The 20,228-nt window shown below is 70.4% G+C and carries 14 protein-coding genes; 6 read left to right on the top strand and 8 right to left on the bottom strand.

Annotation, left to right across the window (positions count from 1 at the left end; translation table 11 throughout):
- Window positions 1-3,540 (bottom strand): DNA polymerase III subunit alpha, encoded by a 3,540-nt coding sequence (gene dnaE / locus ACZ7HQ_RS04280; protein WP_470984402.1) that lies wholly within the window; start codon window positions 3,538-3,540, stop codon window positions 1-3.
- Between the two features lie 217 nt (window positions 3,541-3,757).
- On the opposite strand from dnaE, the gene ACZ7HQ_RS04275 reads away from it, so the two are divergent.
- The 4 genes from ACZ7HQ_RS04275 (at window position 3,758) to ACZ7HQ_RS04260 (ending at window position 8,497) form a co-directional block, all read left to right on the top strand.
- Window positions 3,758-5,083 (top strand): DUF2252 domain-containing protein, encoded by a 1,326-nt coding sequence (locus tag ACZ7HQ_RS04275; RefSeq protein ID WP_470984400.1) that lies wholly within the window; start codon window positions 3,758-3,760, stop codon window positions 5,081-5,083.
- A 68-nt stretch (window positions 5,084-5,151) separates the two neighbouring features.
- On the top strand, window positions 5,152-5,841 hold the full coding sequence (locus ACZ7HQ_RS04270; RefSeq protein ID WP_470984397.1) for a hypothetical protein: 690 nt from the start codon (window positions 5,152-5,154) through the stop codon (window positions 5,839-5,841).
- 80 nt (window positions 5,842-5,921) lie between these two features.
- Window positions 5,922-6,734: a DsbA family protein gene (locus ACZ7HQ_RS04265; RefSeq protein ID WP_470984395.1), complete on the top strand. Its 813-nt coding sequence runs from the start codon at window positions 5,922-5,924 to the stop codon at window positions 6,732-6,734.
- A 92-nt stretch (window positions 6,735-6,826) separates the two neighbouring features.
- Window positions 6,827-8,497, top strand: coding sequence for an alkaline phosphatase D family protein (locus ACZ7HQ_RS04260; RefSeq protein ID WP_470984393.1), 1,671 nt, complete (start codon window positions 6,827-6,829; stop codon window positions 8,495-8,497).
- A gap of 7 nt (window positions 8,498-8,504) precedes the next feature.
- Here the strand turns inward: ACZ7HQ_RS04260 and ACZ7HQ_RS04255 are convergent, their stop codons facing one another.
- Window positions 8,505-9,083: a dienelactone hydrolase family protein gene (locus tag ACZ7HQ_RS04255; protein ID WP_470984390.1), complete on the bottom strand. Its 579-nt coding sequence runs from the start codon at window positions 9,081-9,083 to the stop codon at window positions 8,505-8,507.
- 105 nt (window positions 9,084-9,188) lie between these two features.
- Between ACZ7HQ_RS04255 and ACZ7HQ_RS04250 the strand changes: the two genes are divergently transcribed.
- Window positions 9,189-10,295 (top strand): mechanosensitive ion channel family protein, encoded by a 1,107-nt coding sequence (locus ACZ7HQ_RS04250; protein ID WP_470984387.1) that lies wholly within the window; start codon window positions 9,189-9,191, stop codon window positions 10,293-10,295.
- Window positions 10,296-10,304: 9 nt separating this feature from the next.
- Here ACZ7HQ_RS04250 and ACZ7HQ_RS04245 read toward each other — a convergent pair whose 3' ends face one another.
- The 6 genes from ACZ7HQ_RS04245 to ACZ7HQ_RS04220 form a co-directional block, all read right to left on the bottom strand.
- Complete coding sequence (locus ACZ7HQ_RS04245; protein WP_470984385.1) at window positions 10,305-11,045, bottom strand: SDR family NAD(P)-dependent oxidoreductase; 741 nt, start codon at window positions 11,043-11,045, stop codon at window positions 10,305-10,307.
- Window positions 11,046-11,126: 81 nt separating this feature from the next.
- Entirely contained in the window at window positions 11,127-12,713 is a 1,587-nt protein-coding gene (locus ACZ7HQ_RS04240) for a Na+/H+ antiporter (protein ID WP_470984383.1), read from the bottom strand.
- Between the two features lie 95 nt (window positions 12,714-12,808).
- Entirely contained in the window at window positions 12,809-13,276 is a 468-nt protein-coding gene (locus tag ACZ7HQ_RS04235; protein WP_470984381.1) for a GNAT family N-acetyltransferase, read from the bottom strand.
- On the bottom strand, window positions 13,273-14,217 hold the full coding sequence (locus ACZ7HQ_RS04230; protein WP_470984380.1) for an RluA family pseudouridine synthase: 945 nt from the start codon (window positions 14,215-14,217) through the stop codon (window positions 13,273-13,275). The genes ACZ7HQ_RS04235 and ACZ7HQ_RS04230 overlap by 4 nt, the downstream gene beginning before the upstream one ends.
- Before the next feature lie 63 nt (window positions 14,218-14,280).
- Complete coding sequence (gene lspA, locus ACZ7HQ_RS04225; protein ID WP_470984377.1) at window positions 14,281-14,919, bottom strand: signal peptidase II; 639 nt, start codon at window positions 14,917-14,919, stop codon at window positions 14,281-14,283.
- A 59-nt stretch (window positions 14,920-14,978) separates the two neighbouring features.
- Window positions 14,979-16,337: a TraR/DksA family transcriptional regulator gene (locus ACZ7HQ_RS04220; protein WP_470984375.1), complete on the bottom strand. Its 1,359-nt coding sequence runs from the start codon at window positions 16,335-16,337 to the stop codon at window positions 14,979-14,981.
- A 597-nt stretch (window positions 16,338-16,934) separates the two neighbouring features.
- On the opposite strand from ACZ7HQ_RS04220, the gene ileS reads away from it, so the two are divergent.
- Window positions 16,935-20,078 (top strand): isoleucine--tRNA ligase, encoded by a 3,144-nt coding sequence (gene ileS / locus ACZ7HQ_RS04215; protein ID WP_470984373.1) that lies wholly within the window; start codon window positions 16,935-16,937, stop codon window positions 20,076-20,078.
- Window positions 20,079-20,228: the final 150 nt, after the last annotated feature.

Here is a 20,228-nt window from a genome sequence, read left to right as displayed (position 1 = left end):
TCAGCCCGCCAGGCAGGACGGGCCGAGCAGCACCTTCAGGTCGCCGAACAGTGCCGGGTCGGGCTTGACCCGGTGCCGGTCCAGGCGCAGCACGGTGGTCTTGCGCGGTCCCTGGAGCTTGATGCGGACCTCGCTGTCGCCCTTGTGATGGCTGAGGATCTCGCCGAGGCGGCTGACCATCGGCGGAGTGACCCGGGTGGCCGGGATGGTGAGGATCACCGGCGCGTTGGTACCCGCGTTGGACAGGTCGGGGACCATCAGCTCCATGGCGACGAGCCGGGGCACGTCCTCGCGCTTGTCGAGGCGGCCCTTGACGAACACGACCGCGTCCTCGACGAGTTGGGTCGACACCAGCTGGTAGGTCGCCGGGAAGAACATGCACTCGATGGAGCCGGCGAGGTCCTCGACGGTGGCGATGGCCCAGGCGTTGCCCTGCTTGGTCATCTTCCGCTGCAGGCCCGAGATGATGCCGCCGATGGTGACGACCGCGCCGTCCGCGTGCTCGCCCCCGGTGAGCTGGGCGATGCCCGCGTCCGCCTTGTCGGCGAGGACGTGTTCCAGGCCGAAGAGCGGGTGGTCGGAGACGTACAGACCGAGCATCTCCCGCTCCTGGGCGAGCAGATAGGTCTTGTCCCACTCGTCGGGGGAGAACTCCACGTCGAGGCCGAAGCCGGGTTCACTGCCCGTGTCCTCGCCCATGCCGCCGAAGAGGTCGAACTGGCCCTCGGCCTCCTTGCGCTTGACCGCGACCACGTTGTCGATCATCGGCTCGTACTGCGCCATGAGGCCCTTGCGGGTGTGGCCCATCTCGTCGAAGGCGCCGGCCTTGATCAGCGATTCCGTGGTGCGCTTGTTGCAGACCACCGCTTCGACCTTGTCGAGGTAGTCCGGGAAGGAGGCGTACTTCCCCTTGGCCTTGCGGCACTTGATGATCGACTCGACGACGTTGGTGCCGACGTTGCGGACGGCGGAGAGGCCGAAGAGGATCACGTCGTCGCCCTGGGCGGCGAAGTTGGCCTCGGACTCGTTGACGTTCGGCGGGAGCACCCGGATGCCCATGCGGCGGCACTCGTTGAGGTAGACCGCCGACTTGTCCTTGTCGTCCTTGACCGAGGTCAGCAGCGCGGCCATGTACTCGGCCGGGTAGTTCGCCTTCAGATAGGCGGTCCAGTACGAGACCAGGCCGTACGCGGCCGAGTGGGCCTTGTTGAAGGCGTAGCCGGCGAAGGGGACCAGCACGTCCCAGAGCGCCTGGATGGCCTCGTCGCTGTAGCCGTTCTTGCGGGCGCCGGCCTGGAAGATGGTGAAGTTCTTCGCCAGCTCGTCGGGCTTCTTCTTGCCCATGACGCGGCGGAGGATGTCGGCCTCGCCGAGCGAGTAGCCGGCGATGATCTGGGCTGCCTTCTGCACCTGCTCCTGGTAGACGATCAGGCCGTAGGTGACGGCCAGGACCTCTTCGAGGGGCTCTTCCAGCTCCTTGTGGATCGGCGTGATCTCCTGCTGCTTGTTCTTTCGCAGCGCGTAGTTCGTATGGGAGTTCATGCCCATCGGGCCCGGGCGGTACAGGGCCGACACGGCGGAGATGTCTTCGAAGTTGTCGGGCTTCATCAGCCGCAGCAGCGAGCGCATGGGGCCGCCGTCGAACTGGAAGACGCCGAGGGTGTCGCCGCGCTGGAGCAGCTCGAAGGTCGTGGGGTCGTCGAGCGGGAGGGCCAGGAGGTCGATGTCGACGCCCTTGTTGGCCTTCACCATCTTGACGGCGTCGTCCATGATCGTGAGGTTGCGCAGGCCCAGGAAGTCCATCTTCAGCAGGCCGAGCGATTCACAGCTCGGGTAGTCCCACTGGGTGATGGTCACGCCGTCGGTGTGCCTCACCCACACGGGGACGTGCTCGGTGATGGTCTCGCTGGACATGATCACGCCGGCGGCGTGCACACCCATCTGCCGCACCAGGCCCTCCACACCGCGCGCGGTGTCGATGACCTTCTTCACGTCCGGCTCGTTCTCGTACATCCCGCGGACCTCGCCGGCCTCGCTGTAGCGGGGGTGGCTGGGGTCGGTGATGCCGGACAGCGGGATGCCCTTGCCGAGGACGTCGGCGGGCATGGCCTTGGTGATGCGGTCGCCCATCGCGTACGGGTAGCCCAGCACGCGCGCGGAGTCCTTGATCGCGTTCTTGGCCTTGATGGTGCCGTAGGTGCCGATCATGGCGACCTTGTCGGCGCCGTACTTCTCGGTCACATAGCGGATCACCTCGACGCGCCGGCGCTCGTCGAAGTCGATGTCGACATCGGGCATCGAGATGCGCTCGGGGTTGAGGAACCGCTCGAAGATCAGGCCGTGCGGGATCGGGTCGAGGTCGGTGATGCCCATGGCGTAGGCGACGATCGAGCCGGCCGCGGAGCCTCGGCCGGGGCCGACCGCGATGCCGTTGTTCTTGGCCCACATGATGAAGTCGGCGACCACGAGGAAGTAGCCCGGGAAGCCCATCGAGATGATGACGTCCATCTCGTAGTCGGCCTGCTTCTGGCGGTCCTCGGGGATGCCGCCGGGGAAGCGGCGCTCCATGCCGCGGCGCACCTCCTCCTTGAACCAGGTGACCTCGGTGTAGCCCTCGGGGATGTCGAACTTCGGCATGAGGTCGCGCTTCTCGAACATGCCGGTGGTGTCGACCATCTCGGCGACGAGGAGCGTGTTGGCGCAGCCCTCCTGCCAGGCGTCCGAGGAGTCGATGGCGTACATCTCGTCGGTGGACTTCAGGTAGTAGCCGGTGCCGTCGAACTTGAAGCGGTCCGGGTCGGAGAGGTTCTTGCCGGTCTGGATGCACAGCAGCGCGTCGTGGGCGCCCGCCTCGTGCGCGTACGTGTAGTGCGAGTCGTTGGTGACCAGCGGGGGGATGCCGAGCTTCTTGCCGATCTCCAGCAGGCCGTCGCGGACCCGGCGCTCGATCTCGATGCCGTGGTCCATCAGCTCCAGGAAGTACTTGTCCTTGCCGAAGATGTCCTGGTAGTCGGCGGCGGCCTTCAGGGCCTCGTCGAAGTGGCCGAGGCGCAGCCGGGTCTGCACCTCGCCCGAGGGGCAGCCGGTGGAGGCGACGATGCCCTCGGACCACTGCGCGATGGTCTCCTTGTCCATCCGCGGCCACTTCTGCAGCCAGCCCTCGGCGTAGGCGTCGGAGGAGAGGCGGAAGAGGTTGTGCAGACCGGTCCTGTTCACCGCCCACATCGTCTTGTGGGTGTAGCCACCGGAGCCGGAGACGTCGTCCCGCTTCTGGTGCGGCTGGCCCCACTGGATCTTGCGCTTGTTGCGCCGGGACTCGGGGGCGACATAGGCCTCGATCCCGATGATCGGGGTGATTCCGGCCTTCTTCGCGGAGTGGAAGAAGTCGTACGCCCCGTGGAGGTTGCCGTGGTCGGACATGGCGATGTGCGTCATGCCCATCTCGTTGCAGGCGTTGAACATGTCCTTGAGCCGCGCGGCACCGTCCAGCAGCGAGTACTGGGTGTGGACGTGCAGGTGCGTGAAGGGCGGCTTTGACACGGTATGGCCTCCGGCGGAAACACTCGGTAGCGGGCGGGCGGACGGTTCTGGGGTCAGCGTCGAAGTCTATGCCCCGGCACTGACACACGGCGGGCTTCCCCGCGTACCTTCATGCGGGAACCGGGCACTCCCGCGTGGCGTCGCCCGTTGGAGACGGCGGAAGCGCTGTCGTACCCGTTCATGCACATTCATGCACCGCACCAGGAGGCACCCAGCGATGTCGGTCCCCCAGCTCAGCGACGAGCAGCGCGGCGAGGAGATCCTCGCCGTCTTCGACACCGCGTTCGGCCGGCTCCTGGCCGCCGACCCGGCCGCGTTCCGGGTGAAGTTCCGGAAGATGGCGGCCTCGGCCTTCGCGTTCTACCGGGGCACGGCGTGCCTCTTCTACCACGACCTGGACGCCGAGAAGCGCGGTGGTCCGTTCCTGGACGACCGCACCTCGCGCGTGTGGATCCACGGCGACCTGCACGCGGAGAACTTCGGCACGTACATGGACTCCAACGGCCGCCTGGTCTTCAACGTCAACGACTTCGACGAGGCGTACGTCGGCCCGTTCACCTGGGACCTGAAGCGCTTCTCGGCGTCCATCGCTCTCATCGGGTACGCGAAGGCGCTCAGTGACGAGCAGATCACCGAGCTGGTGACGGTCTTCGCGGCGGCCTACCGCGAGCGTGTCCACGCCCTCGCCACGGGCGCCAAGAGCGACGAGGTGCCGCCGTTCACCCTGGACACCGCGGAGGGCCCGCTGCTGGGCGCGCTGCGTGCCGCCCGCTCCCTCACCCGCTTCGAGCTGCTGGACTCGATGACCGAGATCCGCGACTTCGAGCGCCGGTTCGCTCCGGGTGGCGGCTCCATCGAGCTGGACGCCGCCACCCGCTACAAGGTCCTCGCCGCCTTCGACGGCTACCTGGAGACCCTGCCGGACTCCTCCCTGGCCCGCCCGGACTCCTACCGGGTGAAGGACGTCGTCGGCCGCCGGGGCATCGGCATCGGCTCGGCCGGCCTGCCGTCGTACAACATCCTCCTGGAGGGGCACAGCGACGCCCTGGAGAACGACGTCGTCATCTACATCAAGCAGGCCCAGACCCCGGCCGTCTCCCGGCACATCACGGATCCGGCCATCGCCGGCTACTTCCAGCACGAGGGCCACCGGACGGTGATCTCCCAGCGCGCCCTGCAGGCCCACGCCGACCCCTGGCTGGGCTGGACCGAGCTGGACGGCGCCGGCCAGCTGGTCGCCGAGGTCTCGCCGTACGCCGTCGACCTGGACTGGGGCGACATCGACGACCCGGAGGAGATCGCGGCCGTGGTCGCCGACCTGGGCCGGGCCACCGCCACCATGCACGCGGCGGCGGACGACCAGTCCGGCGAGTCCCTGGTGCCGTTCTCCACCGAGCGCGCCATCGACGCGGCGCTCGCGGCCGACGAGGAGGGCTTCGCGCCCCTCCTGGTGGAGTTCGCGCACAGCTACGGCGCACGCGCGCGTGCCGACCACCAGATCTTCGTCGACCTGTTCCGCAACGGCCGCATTCCGGGGCTGTAACCTTCGCGCCCCCACAGGCACCCTTTAGGGGTCTCTTAACCGCCTACGTGACAGACTCTCCTCTCGCTATGGACATATCCGGGACCCAGCTCAGAGCCGTGCGCGCGGCGCTGTTCACGGCCGTGGCCGTGACGCTCAGCACCGCGTCGCACGTGCTGCTGTCGCGGGCCCCGCTGCCGGCGGCGACCGTGCTGGCGGTCTGTGCCGGCGTGTTCGTCACCGCGTACGCGCTGGCGGGCCGCGAGCGCGGCTTCGGCCGGATCGCGGCCCTGCTGGTCCCGCTGGAACTGGCCGCCGACACGGTGTTCACCACCGGCCAGCACGCCTGCTACGGCCGGGCGGGCGGCCCGGTCGCCGGCCCGCTGCACGCCTTCGGCTTCAAGGTGCTGTGCGAGGGCGGTGCCGTCGGCACCCCGCTGGCGCAGGTGACCGAGGCCCAGGGCCACCCCGAGGCGCTGCTGGCACACGCCAGTCCGGCGGCCGCCTGGCTGCTGCTGGCCGCCCACATCGGTGTGGGCCTGCTCGCCGCCGCCTGGCTGCGCCGGGGCGAGCGGGCGCTGGTCCAGCTGGTGCGGGCGGTCGCCGCCACCACCTTCCGGCCCCTGTTGCTCGCGGTGGCCGCGGTCAGCGTCCGGCTGATCCCGGTGCGCCGGCTGCCGCGTCCGGCCCCGCGCCGGGCCACCGCCCGCGACCGGCTTCTCGTGCACTCCCTGGGACGGCGTGGACCGCCGTGCTCGCCCGCTGCCGCCGCCCGCTGAGCGGCGACGCCTGAGCACATCCAGTCCCCCACACGTATCCCGCGTACGACGTGTGCGCGTCCCACATGGAGAGCATCAACATGAGCAAGCGGAACACCCAGACGGCGAAGACGGCGGCCCGGGAGCGGCTGCGCCAGGAGCGCGAGCGGCAGGCCAAGCGCGACAAGGCCAAGCGGCAGGCCATCGTGGCCGCCTCGGTGGTGGCCGTGCTGGGCGCGGTCTTCGGCATCAGCTATGCCGTCGTCCAGATGAGCAAGCCCACCGGGTGGGACGCGGCGAAGACCAAGAAGCTGGTCAAGCCGGCCAACACCAGCGGAGCGGACGGCACCACCGTCGTCCTCGGCAAGAGCACCGCCAAGAAGACCCTCACCATCTACGAGGACCCGCGCTGCCCGGTCTGCGCGGCGTTCGAGCAGAACGTCGGCTCGACGGTGAAGAAGGACCTCGACGACGGCACGTTCAAGCTCCGGTACGTCGGTGCGACCTTCCTCGACAGGAACCTGCCCGGGGTGGGCTCCAAGAACGCGCTCAGCGCCCTGGGGGCCGCGCTCAACGTCAGCCCGGAGGCGTTCCTCGAGTACAAGTCCGCGATGTACTCGGCGAAGTGGCACCCCGCGGAGACCGACGACAAGTTCAAGGACGACTCCTATCTGATCCAGATCGCCGACACGGTCCCCGCCCTGAAGGGCAACGCGGCGTTCCAGAAGGCCGTGAAGGACGGCACCTACGACAGGTGGGCGCTGGAGGAGTCGAAGATCTTCGACAAGGACGGCATCCACGGCACCCCCACCCTGAAGATGAACGGCAAGACGCTGACAGGCCCCGACGGCCAGAACGCGCCGTCGAACCCGGCCGACTTCAACAAGGCCCTCGACGCGGCCCTCAAGGGCTGACGGCTCGTCGGAAACCGGCCTTCGCGTGAAGAGCGGGCGAACTTTGGGAGTTCGCCCGCTCTTGCTCATACCGATCAGTAACCTGATCGGTCGTGACCAGTCGATACAGAGCATCCGAGGCATCCAAGGGCCTCAACTCCCTCTCGCCCCGCCGCCGTACGGTCGTCAAGGCCGCGGCGGCGACCGCTGTGCTGGCGGGCCCGCTGGCCGCCGCCCTCCCGGCGCGCGCCGCCGGCCAGGCCCCGGCCTTCCTGCACGGTGTCGCCTCCGGCGACCCGCTCCCCGACGGCGTCCTGCTGTGGACGCGGGTGACCCCGACCCCGGACGCGATACCCGGCTCGGGCGTCGGCCCGGACACCGAGGTGGACTGGGTCGTCGCCAAGGACAAGGCGTTCACCAGCATCGTCGCCAAGGGGTCCGTCACCGCGACCGCCGTCTGCGACCACACCGTGAAGGCCGACGTCCGCGGACTGGAGCCGGCCACCGACTACTGGTTCCGGTTCTCGTCCGGCGGCACCGACTCCCCGGTGGCCCGCACCCGCACCGCGCCCGCGGCCGACGCGAACGTGTCCGGTCTGCGCTTCGGCGTGGTGACCTGCGCCAACTGGGAGGCCGGGTACTTCGCCGCCTACCGTCATCTCGCGGCCCGCAACGACCTGGACGCGTGGTTGCACCTCGGTGACTACATCTACGAGTACAAGTCCGGCGAGTACGCGGCCCGGGGCACGGTCGTGCGCCCGCACGCACCCGCGAACGAGATCATCACCCTCGCCGACTACCGCATCCGGCACGCCGCGTACAAGACCGACCCCGACCTGCAGGCCCTGCACCTGAAGGCGCCGGTCGTGGCGATCTGGGACGACCACGAGTTCGCCGACAACGCCTGGTCCGGCGGTGCGGTCAACCACACCGAGGGTGCCGAGGGCACCTGGACCGCCCGCAAGGCGGCCGCCAAGCAGGCCTACTTCGAGTGGATGCCGGTCCGCCCGGCGATCGAGGGCACCACCTACCGCCGGCTGCGCTTCGGCAAGCTCGCCGACCTGTCCCTGCTGGACCTGCGCTCCTTCCGCTCCCAGCAGGCGTCCGCCGGCAGCGGCTCGGTGGACGACCCGAACCGTACGATCACCGGCCGGGTCCAACTGGACTGGCTGAAGGCGGGGTTGAAGGCCTCCGACACCAAGTGGCGGCTGGTCGGCAACTCCGTGATGATCGCGCCGTTCGTCATCGGCTCCCTCACCGCCGACCTGCTCAAGCCGCTCGCCAAGCTGCTCGGCCTGCCCCAGGACGGCATCGGCGTCAACACCGACCAGTGGGACGGCTACACCCACGACCGCCGCGAAGTCCTCGACCACCTGCGCTCGAACGCCATCGGCAACACCGTCTTCCTGACCGGTGACATCCACATGTCCTGGGCCAACGACGTGCCGGTGGACGCGGGCACCTATCCGCTGTCGCCGTCGGCGGCCACCGAGTTCGTGATCACGTCGGTTACCTCCGACAACCTCGACGACATCGTCAAGGTCCCCGAAGGCACGGTCTCCGCCGTCGCCGCGCCGCTGATCGAGGCCGCCAACCGGCACGTCCACTGGGTGGACACCGACCGGCACGGCTACGGCGTGCTGGACATCACCGCCGACCGCGCGCAGATGGACTACTACGTCCTGTCCGACCGCACCGACGCGAACGCCACCTCCAAGTGGGTCCGCTCCTACCGCACCCGCAGCGGCACCCAGAAGGTCGAGCGGACCTACGACCCGGTGTAGCCGGCGGCTACTGCGCGCTCAGGCCGTCGAGGAAGCCGAGCGCCACCCGCCAGGTGGCCTCGGCGGCCTCCCGGTCATAGTCCGGCAGGCCGGGGTCGGTGTAGAGGTGCCCGGCGCCCGCGTACCGGTAGACCTCCACGTCGGCGCCGGTGCGGCCCATCTGCAGATACCAGGCGGTCAGCCAGTCGTCCGTCTCGAACGGGTCCGGCTCGGCCACATGCAGCTGCACCGGCAGCCCGTCCACATGCGCGGTCGGCGCGATGTCCGAGGTGCCGTGCAGGAGCAGCAGCCCGCGCGCCTTGTCGTCGCCGAGGGCGAGGGTCTGCGCGACGGAGGCGCCGAGCGAGAACCCGGCGTACACCAGCCCGCGGTCCGAGTACGGCGCCGCCGCCAGCACGGCCCGCTTCAGCAGCTCCTCCTTGCCGATCCGCTCCTTGAACTCCATGCCCTCCTCGACGGTGTCGAACGTGCGCCCCTCGAAGAGGTCCGGCGTCCACACCTCGTGGCCCGCCGTGCGCAGCCGGTCCGCGGCGTCGCGCACCGCCGGCCTGAGGCCGTACGTCGAGTGAAAAAGCATGATGTTCATGAGGCCATGGTGCCAGCCGGTGCGAGGCTGCCGGAGCACGCCGTACCCGGGAACCCGCCGAACTCACATGTTCATGCCCGCCGAGCGCCGGTTAGAAGCGGAGGCATGGAGAACCTGCTCCGACCTGTGATCGTGCTCGGCGGCTCGGTGCTGCTCACCCTGGCCATCGGCTGGGCCACCGACCGGTTGCTGCACAAGGCCGACGAACGTGACCACGGCACCCCGCTGTGGGGGCTGCTGCGCCGCGCTCGCGTCCCCTACCAGCTCGTGCTGTGCGCCGCCCTGCTCCGAGGCTCCTACGACCAGGCGAAACTGCTGGAGCAACACCAGGCCGGCATCGGCCGGACGCTGACGCTGGTGCTGATCGGCTCCGCCGCCTGGCTGGTGATCCGTATCGCGGCGGCGATCGTCGAGACCAGCTACAGCCGCTACGCCCGGGCGCACCGGGACCCGGCCCGCGTGCGCAGGGTGCGCACGCAGGTGGAGCTGATCATGCGGGTGGTGTCCGCGATCGTCATCGTCGTGGCGATCGCCGCCATGCTGCTGACGTTCCCGGCGATGCGCGCGGCCGGCGCCTCGCTGCTGGCCTCGGCGGGCATTCTCGGCATCGTGGCGGGTGTCGCCGCCCAGTCGACCCTGTCCAACATGTTCGCCGGGCTGCAGATCGCCTTCGGTGACATGGTGCGTATCGGGGACACGGTCGTCGTGGACGGCGAATGGGGCACGGTCGAGGAGATCACGCTGACCTTTCTGACGGTACGGACCTGGGACGAGCGCCGGATCACCATGCCGGTGTCGTACTTCACCTCCAAACCCTTCGAGAACTGGTCGCGGGGCACCCCGCAGATGACGGGCATCGTCTACTGGCACCTCGACCACAGCGCGCCCGTCGAGGCGATGCGCGAGCGGCTGCGTGACATCCTGCGCCAGTGCCCGGCCTGGGACGGCCGTGCCTACGGCCTGGTGGTGACCGACACCACACCGAACACCATCCAGGTGCGCGCCCTGGTGACCGCGAAGGACGCCGACGACATCTGGACGGTACGCGTCACGGTCCGCGAGCAGATGATCACGTGGCTGGTGGACGAGCACCCCTACGCGCTTCCCCGCGTCAGCCACTCCGACGCGGTGCTCCCGCCGCGCCGGCTGCCGTCCCCCGACGGCACCTCGCTCCACAAGAACCACGAGTTCCCGCGCGCCCGCCGTGGCTGACACCGGACCTCAACGGCCTCGCTCGGCACCGCCGTTGACCTGGATGACCTGTGAGGTGACGTGCCCGGCGGCGGGCGAGGCCAGCCAGTGCAGGGTCGCGGCCACGTCACCGGGTATGCCGGCGCGCCCGGTCACCGTGTCGGCGATGAGCCGAGCCCTGCGGGCCTCGTCCATGGTGTCCCCGAAGAACTCGGTGTCCTCGATGTACCCCGGCGCGACCACGTTCACGGTGATGCCGTGCGGTCCCAGCTGCCGGGCGAGGTCGTGCGCGTACGGATGCAGCCCGGCCTTGGCCGACGCGTAGGCGCCGCTGCCCGAACCCCGGTGGGCGGCGATGGAACTGACGAAGAGCACCCGGCCGCCGGGTGAGGCGAGCCGGTCCTTGAGCGCCTCGGTCAGGAGCGCGGCGGTCAGGGTGTTCTGCCGGAAGTTGACGGTCCAGTCGTGGGCCACGCGGTCGAGGGGGTCGTCACTGCCGGCCGGGGGCTCCAGGTGCCCGGCACCGCCGGCGCTGTTCACGAGGACGTCGACCGTGCCCAGTTCGCGGGCGACGAACCGGGCCACCCCGCGCACCTCCTCGGGCTCCGACAGGTCCGCGGCGACGGTGAGCGCCCCGGGCACGCCCGCCTTCTCCAGCACCTCCGCGCGCCGCCCGAGCAACAGCACCCGGTCGCCGTCCGCCGCGAACGCCCGTGCCGCCGCCAGTCCGATGCCCGTACCGCCACCACTGATCACGATGTTGCGAGTCATGATCCGAGCGTAGGAGCGGGACGCCGACGGCGCGCGGAGTTATCCACAGGACCGGCATGTTCATATGACAAACAGTCATCGTCACCGCAGGCTGCGCACGTCCAGATGTCTGAGCACCCGGTCCACGATCTCCGGATCCGCCCCCGGCTCGCTGCGCGCGGCGAGCACCTCGTGCCGCGCCGCGCTCAGCATCTCGTTCTGGATGTGCCGGATCCGCCTCAGCCGTCGGGCCCGCTGGTGCTGCGCCTCCCTGCGCTCCTCCTCGCCCATGTCGGGGCTGATCCGGATCCCGATGTCGAAGGCGCGCCGCAGCATCTGTTCGGACAGGTCCTCGGGCAGGTCCTCCACCTGCTCGATCTCCCGCAGCCGGCGCTTGGCCGCCTTGGCCGCGCGCACCGCCAGGTCCTTCTCGAACTCCTTCTCCCGCTCGGAGTCGGCCCGCACCCCGAGCCTCTTCACCAGCCACGGCAGGGTGAGACCCTGCAGCACCAGTGTGACAACGATCACTCCGAACGCGACGAAGATGATCTCGTCCCGGTCGGGGAACGGGGATCCGTCCCGTGTCTTCAGCGGAACGGCCAGCGCCAGCGCCACCGAGGCCACCCCGCGCATCCCGGACCACCACATCACGACGGTCTCCCGCCAGCTCACCGGGATCTCCTCGTCGTAGTCCCGCCGCGCGTGCAGCCGCTTGGTCAGCCAGGTCGCGGGCATCAGCCACAGCAGCCGTACGACGATCACCACGCCCACGACGGCGGCGGCCCAGCCGAGCATCTCGCCCCAGCGCCCCTGGGCCGTGCGGATGGCGTTGTGCAGTTCGAGACCGATGAGCCCGAAGGCGACTCCGGTGACCAGGGTGTCGATGATGTCCCAGAAGGTGTGTCCGGCCAGGCGGGTCATCACGTCGTCGGCGTCGGTCGCGTACTCGGCGAGGAAGAGCGCCGTGGTGAGCACCGCCAGCACCCCCGAACCGTGCGTCTTCTCCGCGAGCACGTAGGAGGCGTACGGCACCAGCAGGGTCATGCCGATCTGCAGGGTCGGATCGCCCAGCAGGTCCATCAGCTTGTTGGCGCCCCAGCCGAGCACCAGGCCCACCGCCACCGCGACGACGGCGGACAGCACCAGGTCCAGGCCGGCCCGCCACGGCGAGAACGAGCCGCTCACGGCCGCGGCGATCGCCACGTGGTACAGCACGATGGCCGTGACGTCGTTGAACAGACCCTCGCCCTCCAGGATCGACACCAGCCGGCGTGGCAGCCCGAGCTGCCCGGCGACACTGGTCGCGGCGACCGGGTCCGGCGGGGCGATCAGCGCGCCGAGCGCGACGGCCGCGGCGATCGGCAGCCCCGGCACGATCGCGTTGGCGACGAACGCCACGCACACCGTCGTGACGAACACCAGGGCGACGGCGAGCAGGAGGATCGGGCGGACGTTGGCCGCGAACTGGCGCCAGGAGGTGCGTCGTACGGCGGCGTAGAGCAGGGGCGGAAGCAGCCCGGGCAGGATCAGCTCCGGCGGGATGTCCACGTTCGGCACGAAGTCGGCGACCGCGAGGATCCCGCCGAACAGCGTCATCAGCACCGGCGCCGGGACCCCGAAGCGGTCCCCCACCGGGACGCTCACCAGGGCCCCGAGCAGCAGTACGAACAACAGGGCCAACTGATCCACGGCCGGCGCTCCGGAGGTCGACGATCACACGGCAGACCTCAAGCCTGCCATCCGGCCGGCGGGTACGCCTGCCGCCCGACGGCCGTGCGCCAGGCCTACAGGGCCCGGCGCATCGCCCGGTGCGGGATGCCCGCGTCCGGGAAGCGCGGGCCGTAGGCCTCGTAGCCGAGACGCTCGTAGAAACCCGATGCCTGGGTCTGCGCGTGCAGGTCCACCGCGGTGAGGCCGCGCGCGCGTGCCGCCTCCTCGATGGCCCGCACCAGGGCCGCGCCGACGCCGAGTCCGCGGGCCTCGCGGGACACGGCGAGCCGGCCCAGGGAGCCCACCGACGCGTCCCCGCCCGTCTTCGCCGCCGCGGCCTCGCCGTGCAGCAGCCGCCCGGTGCCGAGCGGCACACCGTCCGCACGGACCGCCAGCACATGGACGGCGACCGCGTCGTAGGCGTCGTACTCGATGTCCTCGGCGACGCCCTGCTCGACGACGAAGACCTCCTTGCGGACCGCGAAGCAGGCCTCGCGGTCGGCGGAGTCCTCGGCGACCCGGACGGTGTACGGCGCGCTCACGCGTACGTCTCCTCGCGGACCTGGTCGAGGGCCTGCTGCAGGTCCGCGGGGTAGTCGCTCTCGAACTCCGCCCACTGGCCGTCCCCGGGGTGCTCGAAGCCCAGGCGCACGGCGTGCAGCCACTGGCGGGTCAGGCGCAGCCGCTTGGCGAGGGTGGGATCGGCGCCGTAGGTGAGGTCGCCGACGCAGGGGTGGCGGTGGGCCGACATGTGCACGCGGATCTGGTGGGTGCGGCCGGTCTCCAGCTTCACGTCCAGCAGGGAGGCGGCACGGAACGCCTCGATGAGGTCGTAGTGCGTCACGGAGGGCTTGCCGTCGGCCGTGACCGCCCACTTGTAGTCGTGGTTCGGGTGGCGGCCGATCGGCGCGTCGATCGTGCCGCTCGTCGGGTCCGGGTGGCCCTGGACCAGGGTGTGGTAGCGCTTGTCGACCGTGCGCTCCTTGAACTGGCGCTTGAGCGACGTGTACGCCCGCTCCGACTTGGCGACCACCATCAGGCCCGAGGTGCCGACGTCCAGGCGGTGCACGATGCCCTGGCGCTCGGCGGCGCCCGAGGTGGAGATCCGGTACCCCGCGGCGGCGAGACCGCCGATGACGGTGGGGCCGCTCCAGCCCGGCGAGGGGTGCGCGGCCACGCCGACCGGCTTGACGATCACGACCACGTCATCGTCGTCGTGCACGATCTCCATGCCCTCGACCGGCTCGGCCACCACCTGCACCGGCGCGGGCGCCTGCGGCATCTCGACCTCGAGCCAGGCGCCGCCGCGCACCCGCTCGGACTTGCCGACCAACGTGCCGTCGACCTGCACCTTGCCGGCCGCGGCCAGCTCCGCGGCCTTCGTGCGGGAGAAGCCGAACATGCGGGAGATGGCGGCGTCGACGCGCTCGCCCTCCAGGCCGTCGGGCACGGGCAGGGTACGGATCTCGGGAATCGTGCTCACCCGTCGAGTATGCCGGACGGGCCCCGGCCCCCCGAATCCGCCTGTGGACAACTCCCGCGAGGCTCAGTCCTTGTGGATCGTGCCGTCCGGGTCCAGACCGCGGAAGGACAGCAGCACGATCAGGATGCCGCCGCACACGATCGCCGAGTCCGCCAGGTTGAACACCGCGAAGCCCTTGGGCGCGATGAAGTCCACGACCTTGCCCTCGAACACCCCGGGCGAGCGGAAGATCCGGTCGGTGAGGTTGCCGAGGGCGCCGCCGAGCAGCAGGCCGAGCGCGATGGCCCAGGGGTAGCTGTAGAGCTTGCGGGCCAGGCGCATGATCACCACGATCACGGCCGCCGCGATCAGGGTGAAGATGATCGTGAAGGCCGCGCCGAAGCCGAAGGCCGCGCCCGGGTTGCGGATGGCGTTCAGCTCCAGCCAGTCCCCGATCAGCTTGATCGGCGCGTGACCCTCCAGCTTGGCGACCACGAGCGTCTTGCTGATCAGGTCGAGGGCGTACGCGAAGGCGGCCACCGCGAACAGCAGGGCGATCCGGCGCCCGCGGGGACCCCGGGCGGGCGCCTGGCGCCCGCCCGCGCCGGAAGGACCGGGCGCGGCGGAGGCGCCGGTGCCGGCGGGTGCTCCGGCCGCCGACGTCTGCTCGCCGCTGTCGTCCGGGGTGTCCGGCGTACCGATGATGCGCTCCGCCTCTGCCACGTGAGTCCCTCAACCTAGGTGCCTGACTGAGGACGAGACTACGGCACGGCCGCTCCCGCTCAGGAGCGGCGTTCCTGCTTCTGTTTGCACTCCACGCACAGCGTGGCCCGCGGGAAGGCCTGCATCCGGGCCTTGCCGATGGGGTTGCCGCAGTTCTCGCACAGGCCGTAGGTACCCTCGTCCAGCCGTTCCAGGGCGTGCTCGTTCTGGATCAGCATCTCGCGCGCGTTGGCGGCCAGCGCCATCTCGTGCTCGCGCGTGATGTTCTTCGTGCCCGTGTCGGCCTGGTCGTCTCCCGCGCCGTCCCCTGAGTCCCGCATCAGGCCCACCAGGGACGCCTCGGAGGAGCTGATCTCGTTCTGCAGCCGCTCCACCTCGGACAGCAGCTCGGTACGGGCCGAAGCGACCTCTTCCGGTGTCCAGGGGTCCTCGCCGGGGCGCACCGCCAGTTCGCCGGGCTCCGCCGCGGCGACCCGCGCCTTGGGAACGGCGGTCTGCGCCGTGGCCGTGCCAGGAGTCTTCTTCGCAACCACTGTCGTGGCTCCCGTCTGCTTCGCGGCCCGCGCCGCGCCCGCTTTCTTGGCCCTGCTCGTGTGGGCCGCCTCCGTGGAGACGCCCTCGGCGCCCGTCCTTGCGCCGCCGGCCTTCTTCGCCGCCGGCTTCCTGACGGCCGTCTCCTCCGCCTCCACCACCCCCTTCGTCCTCGCCGTGGTCCTCTTCCCGGCGGCCTTCTCGGCCACCGCCTGCTCCAAGGCCGCTGCCTCGGCCGACGCCCCCGCGTCGGCGACCGCCCTCCTGGCCGCCGCCTTCCCGGCCGGCGTCTTCTTTGCCGTGGCCTTCTCGGCGGCGGTCTTCTCGGCAGCAGTCTTCTTGGCAGCGGCCTTCTTCGCTGACGTCGCCTCCTTGACGGCGGTCCTGGTCGCGGCACCCGCCCCGGCGGCCCTTTTCTGCATGGCCGCCTTCCCGCCTGCCGCTTTCCCGCCCGCCGTCTTCGCCGCGGCCGTCTTCTCGGCAACCGCAGCCGCCTTCTTGCCGGCTTTCTTCTCAACGGCCGCTTCGTCCACCACCGCCTTCTTGCCGGCCGTCCCCCTCGCCTCGGACTTCTTGGCGGCGGTCCTCTCGGCGACCGTCTCCCCGGCGGCTGTCGCCCTGGCCGCGGACTTCTTGCCGACCGTCCCCTCGGCCGCACCCTTGGCCACAGCCTTCCCCGCGGCCTTCTCCCTGGCGGCCGTCTGCTTCACGGCCGGCTTCCCGGCGGCCGGCTCCGCGTTCTTTCCCCCGGTGCCCTTGCCCCCGGCCAGCGTCTTCTTCCCGGCCCCCGTCTTGGCCCCACCGCCGGTGGCAGCCGCGCCGGAGGCGGCCGCGTCCCTGCGCCGGGCGGTCGCCGGCTGCTGTACGGCGGTCTTTTTCGCCACCATGGCCGCGGCCCCTTCACATATTGTGATCTTGCTCGCGAATCGTGCTGGGACGATAAATCGACTTGAGTCCCGCGGCAACGGGGCACACCGCCCGATTCGCCCGCCCGCACCCCCCGCGCAGCGGGCCTGCATCCGTTGTGCCCAGCTCCCCGCCGGGTAATCCGCCGGAGCCGGTCCTCGCCGGACCCGAGCGGCCACCCCCTCGCCATTCGGGTCATCCCGGCCCCTCGCCCCGCGCGCCGCGACACCGTACGGAAATCCGGTCGGCCGCTGTCCGCGAGGCGCCGTACACTGGGCGGAGCGAAAAGCGTGGATGGGGACGAGTAGCGGCGTACGCAGCCCAGAGCGACCCGGGGACGGTGTGAGCCCGGGGGCGAGCGCGACGTGAAGATCACCCCGGAGCCGCCGGAAGAAAGCCCGTCCCGGGTCCGTAGAACCGGCTTCGCGACCCCAATGAGGGGGCTCACCGGCGCGTACGGCGCGACGGAGGGCCAAGGAGGGTGGTACCGCGGGAGCGCGCCGCACACGGCGTAGACAGGATCGAAGGCTCTCGTCCCTCCGACGGAAGGCAGCAAGTCCGTTGGAGGATGCTCGCAGATGACAGCGCCGACGTACCGCCAGGTGCCCGCACAGGTCGACCTGCCCGCTCTTGAGCACGCCGTGCTCGACTTCTGGCGCGACCAGAAGATCTTCGCCAAGAGCCTGGAGCAGTCCGAGGGCCGCCCGGAATGGGTCTTCTACGAAGGCCCGCCCACCGCCAACGGCATGCCCGGCGCCCACCACATCGAGGCGCGCGTCTTCAAGGACGTCTTCCCCCGCTTCCGCACCATGCGCGGCTACCACGTGGCCCGCAAGGCCGGCTGGGACTGCCACGGCCTGCCCGTGGAGCTGGCCGTCGAGAAGGAGCTGGGCTTCTCCGGCAAGCAGGACATCGAGGCGTACGGCATCGCCGAGTTCAACGCCAGGTGCCGCGAGTCCGTGACCCGGCACACCGACGCCTTCGCCGAGCTGACGACCCGCATGGGCTACTGGGTCGACCTGGACGACGCCTACCGGACCATGGACCCCGAGTACGTGGAGTCGGTCTGGTGGTCCCTGAAGGAGATCTTCGGCAAGGGCCTGCTGGTCCAGGACCACCGGGTCGCCCCCTGGTGCCCGCGCTGCGGCACCGGCCTGTCCGACCACGAGCTCGCGCAGGGCTACGAGACGGTCGTCGACCCGTCCGTGTACGTCCGCTTCCCGCTCACCTCCGGTCCCCTCGCCGGCGAGGCCGCGCTCCTGGTGTGGACGACGACCCCCTGGACCCTGGTGTCCAACACGGCGGTCGCCGCGCACCCGGACGTCACCTACGTCGTCGCGACCAACGGCGAGGAGAAGCTCGTCGTCGCCGAGCCGCTGCTCGCCAAGGCGCTCGGCGAGGGCTGGGAGAGCACGGGCCAGACCTTCACCGGCGCCGAGATGGAGCGCTGGACGTACCAGCGTCCGTTCGAGCTCGTGGAGTTCCCGGAGCCGGCGCACTTCGTCGTGAACGCCGACTACGTCACCACCGAGGACGGCACGGGTCTGGTCCACCAGTCCCCCGCCTTCGGTGAGGACGACCTCAAGGTCTGCCGTTCCTACGGCCTGCCGGTCGTGAACCCGGTCCGCCCGGACGGCACCTTCGAGGAGGACGTCCCGCTGGTCGGCGGTGTCTTCTTCAAGAAGGCGGACGAACGGCTCACCGAGGACCTCCAGCAGCGTGGCCTCCTGTTCAAGCACATCCCGTACGAGCACAGCTACCCGCACTGCTGGCGCTGCCACACCGCGCTGCTCTACTACGCGCAGCCGTCCTGGTACATCCGCACGACGGCGATCAAGAACCGCCTCATCCAGGAGAACGAGAAGACCAACTGGTTCCCGGACACGGTCAAGCACGGCCGCTTCGGCGACTGGCTGAACAACAACATCGACTGGGCGCTGTCCCGCAACCGCTACTGGGGCACCCCGCTGCCGATCTGGCGCTGTGAGGACGACCACCTCACCTGCGTCGGCTCCCGCGCGGAGCTGACCGAGCTGACCGGCACGGACCAGTCGGGCCTCGACCCGCACCGCCCGTTCATCGACGAGGTCACCTTCGCCTGCCGCCACGACGGCTGCGGCAAGACGGCCACGCGCGTGCCCGAGGTCATCGACGCCTGGTACGACTCGGGTTCGATGCCGTTCGCACAGTGGGGCTACCCGTACAAGAACAAGGAGCTGTTCGAGAGCCGGTACCCGGCGCAGTTCATCTCCGAGGCGATCGACCAGACGCGTGGGTGGTTCTACACGCTGATGGCCGTCGGCACGCTCGTCTTCGACCAGTCGTCGTACGAGAACGTCGTCTGCCTCGGCCACATCCTCGCCGAGGACGGCCGCAAGATGTCCAAGCACCTGGGCAACATCCTGCAGCCGATCCCGCTCATGGACCAGCACGGCGCTGACGCGGTGCGCTGGTTCATGGCGGCCGGCGGCTCGCCGTGGGCGGCCCGCCGGGTCGGCCACGGCACCATCCAGGAGGTCGTCCGCAAGACCCTGCTGACGTACTGGAACACGGTCGCCTTCCAGGCGCTGTACGCCCGTACGTCCCAGTGGGCGCCCAGCGCGGCCGACCCGGCCCCGGCCGAGCGCCCGGTGCTCGACCGCTGGCTGCTGTCCGAGCTGCACGCGCTCACCGACCAGGTGACCCAGGCGCTGGAGGCGTACGACACCCAGCGCGCCGGCAAGCTGCTCTCCGCGTTCGTCGACGACCTGTCCAACTGGTACGTCCGCCGCTCGCGCCGCCGCTTCTGGCAGGGCGACAAGGCCGCGCTGCGCACGCTGCACGAGGTGCTGGAGACGGTCACCAGGCTGATGGCGCCGATCACCCCGTTCATCACCGAGCGGGTATGGCAGGACCTGGTCGTGCCGGTCACCCCGGGCGCGCCGGAGTCCGTACACCTGGCCTCCTGGCCGGAGGCGGACCTGTCCTCCATCGACCCGGAGCTGTCCAGGCAGATGGTCCTGGTCCGCCGGCTGGTGGAGCTGGGCCGGGCCACGCGCGCGGAGTCGGGCGTCAAGACGCGTCAGCCGCTGTCCCGCGCGCTGATCTCCGCGGCCGGCTTCGAGTCCCTGGACCGCGAGCTGCACACCCAGATCACCGAGGAGCTGAACGTCTCCTCGCTCGCCTCGCTGTCCGAGGTCGGTGGCTCGCTGGTGGACACGACCGCCAAGGCCAACTTCCGTGCGCTGGGCAAGCGGTTCGGCAAGCGGGTGCAGGACGTGGCCAAGGCCGTCGCCGGCGCTGACGCCGCCGCGCTCTCCCTCGCGCTGCGTGAGGGCACGGCCTCCGTGGAGGTCGACGGTGAGACGGTCACCCTCGCTCCGGACGAGGTGATCATCACGGAAACCCCGCGCGAGGGCTGGTCGGTGGCCTCCGACTCCGGGGCCACGGTCGCCCTGGACCTGGAGATCACCGAGGAACTGCGGCAGGCGGGCCTGGCCCGTGACGCGATCCGGCTGATCCAGGAGGCCCGCAAGAACAGCGGGTTGGACGTGGCCGACCGGATCGCTCTGCGGTGGACGTCCACGGACCCGGCGGTGGTCGCCGCGCTCGGCGAGCATGCGGAACTGATCGCCGACGAGGTCCTGTCGACGGACTTCCGGCAGGGTGAGGCCGACGGCAGCTACGGCGAGCCGTTCACCGACGAGGGGCTGTCCCTCACGTTCCGGCTGCGCACGGCGTAAACGCCAACGCTCCGAGAAGGGCCCGGTCTCCACCGAGGAGGCCGGGCCCTTCTCACACCTACAGGTCACACCGACCGGTCACACCCGCGGTGCCACACCTACGGGTCACGCAACCCGCGTAAAAAGGGCGGGCCCCCGGACCGAAGTCCG

The organism is Streptomyces sp. NPDC037290, from assembly GCF_055603245.1.
This window is presented reverse-complemented; position numbering and strand designations above follow the sequence as displayed.

What these genes read in the sequence shown, in the direction of transcription:
- ACZ7HQ_RS04275 (WP_470984400.1), top strand. Translation starts at nt 3,758, where the DNA reads ATGTCGGTCCCCCAGCTCAGCGACGAGCAGCGCGGCGAGGAGATCCTC.
- ACZ7HQ_RS04270 (WP_470984397.1), top strand. Translation starts at nt 5,152, where the DNA reads ATGGACATATCCGGGACCCAGCTCAGAGCCGTGCGCGCGGCGCTGTTC.
- ACZ7HQ_RS04265 (WP_470984395.1), top strand. Translation starts at nt 5,922, where the DNA reads ATGAGCAAGCGGAACACCCAGACGGCGAAGACGGCGGCCCGGGAGCGG.
- ACZ7HQ_RS04255 (WP_470984390.1), bottom strand. Translation starts at nt 9,083, where the DNA reads ATGAACATCATGCTTTTTCACTCGACGTACGGCCTCAGGCCGGCGGTG.
- ACZ7HQ_RS04250 (WP_470984387.1), top strand. Translation starts at nt 9,189, where the DNA reads ATGGAGAACCTGCTCCGACCTGTGATCGTGCTCGGCGGCTCGGTGCTG.
- ACZ7HQ_RS04245 (WP_470984385.1), bottom strand. Translation starts at nt 11,045, where the DNA reads ATGACTCGCAACATCGTGATCAGTGGTGGCGGTACGGGCATCGGACTG.
- ACZ7HQ_RS04220 (WP_470984375.1), bottom strand. Translation starts at nt 16,337, where the DNA reads ATGGTGGCGAAAAAGACCGCCGTACAGCAGCCGGCGACCGCCCGGCGC.
- ileS (WP_470984373.1), top strand. Translation starts at nt 16,935, where the DNA reads ATGACAGCGCCGACGTACCGCCAGGTGCCCGCACAGGTCGACCTGCCC.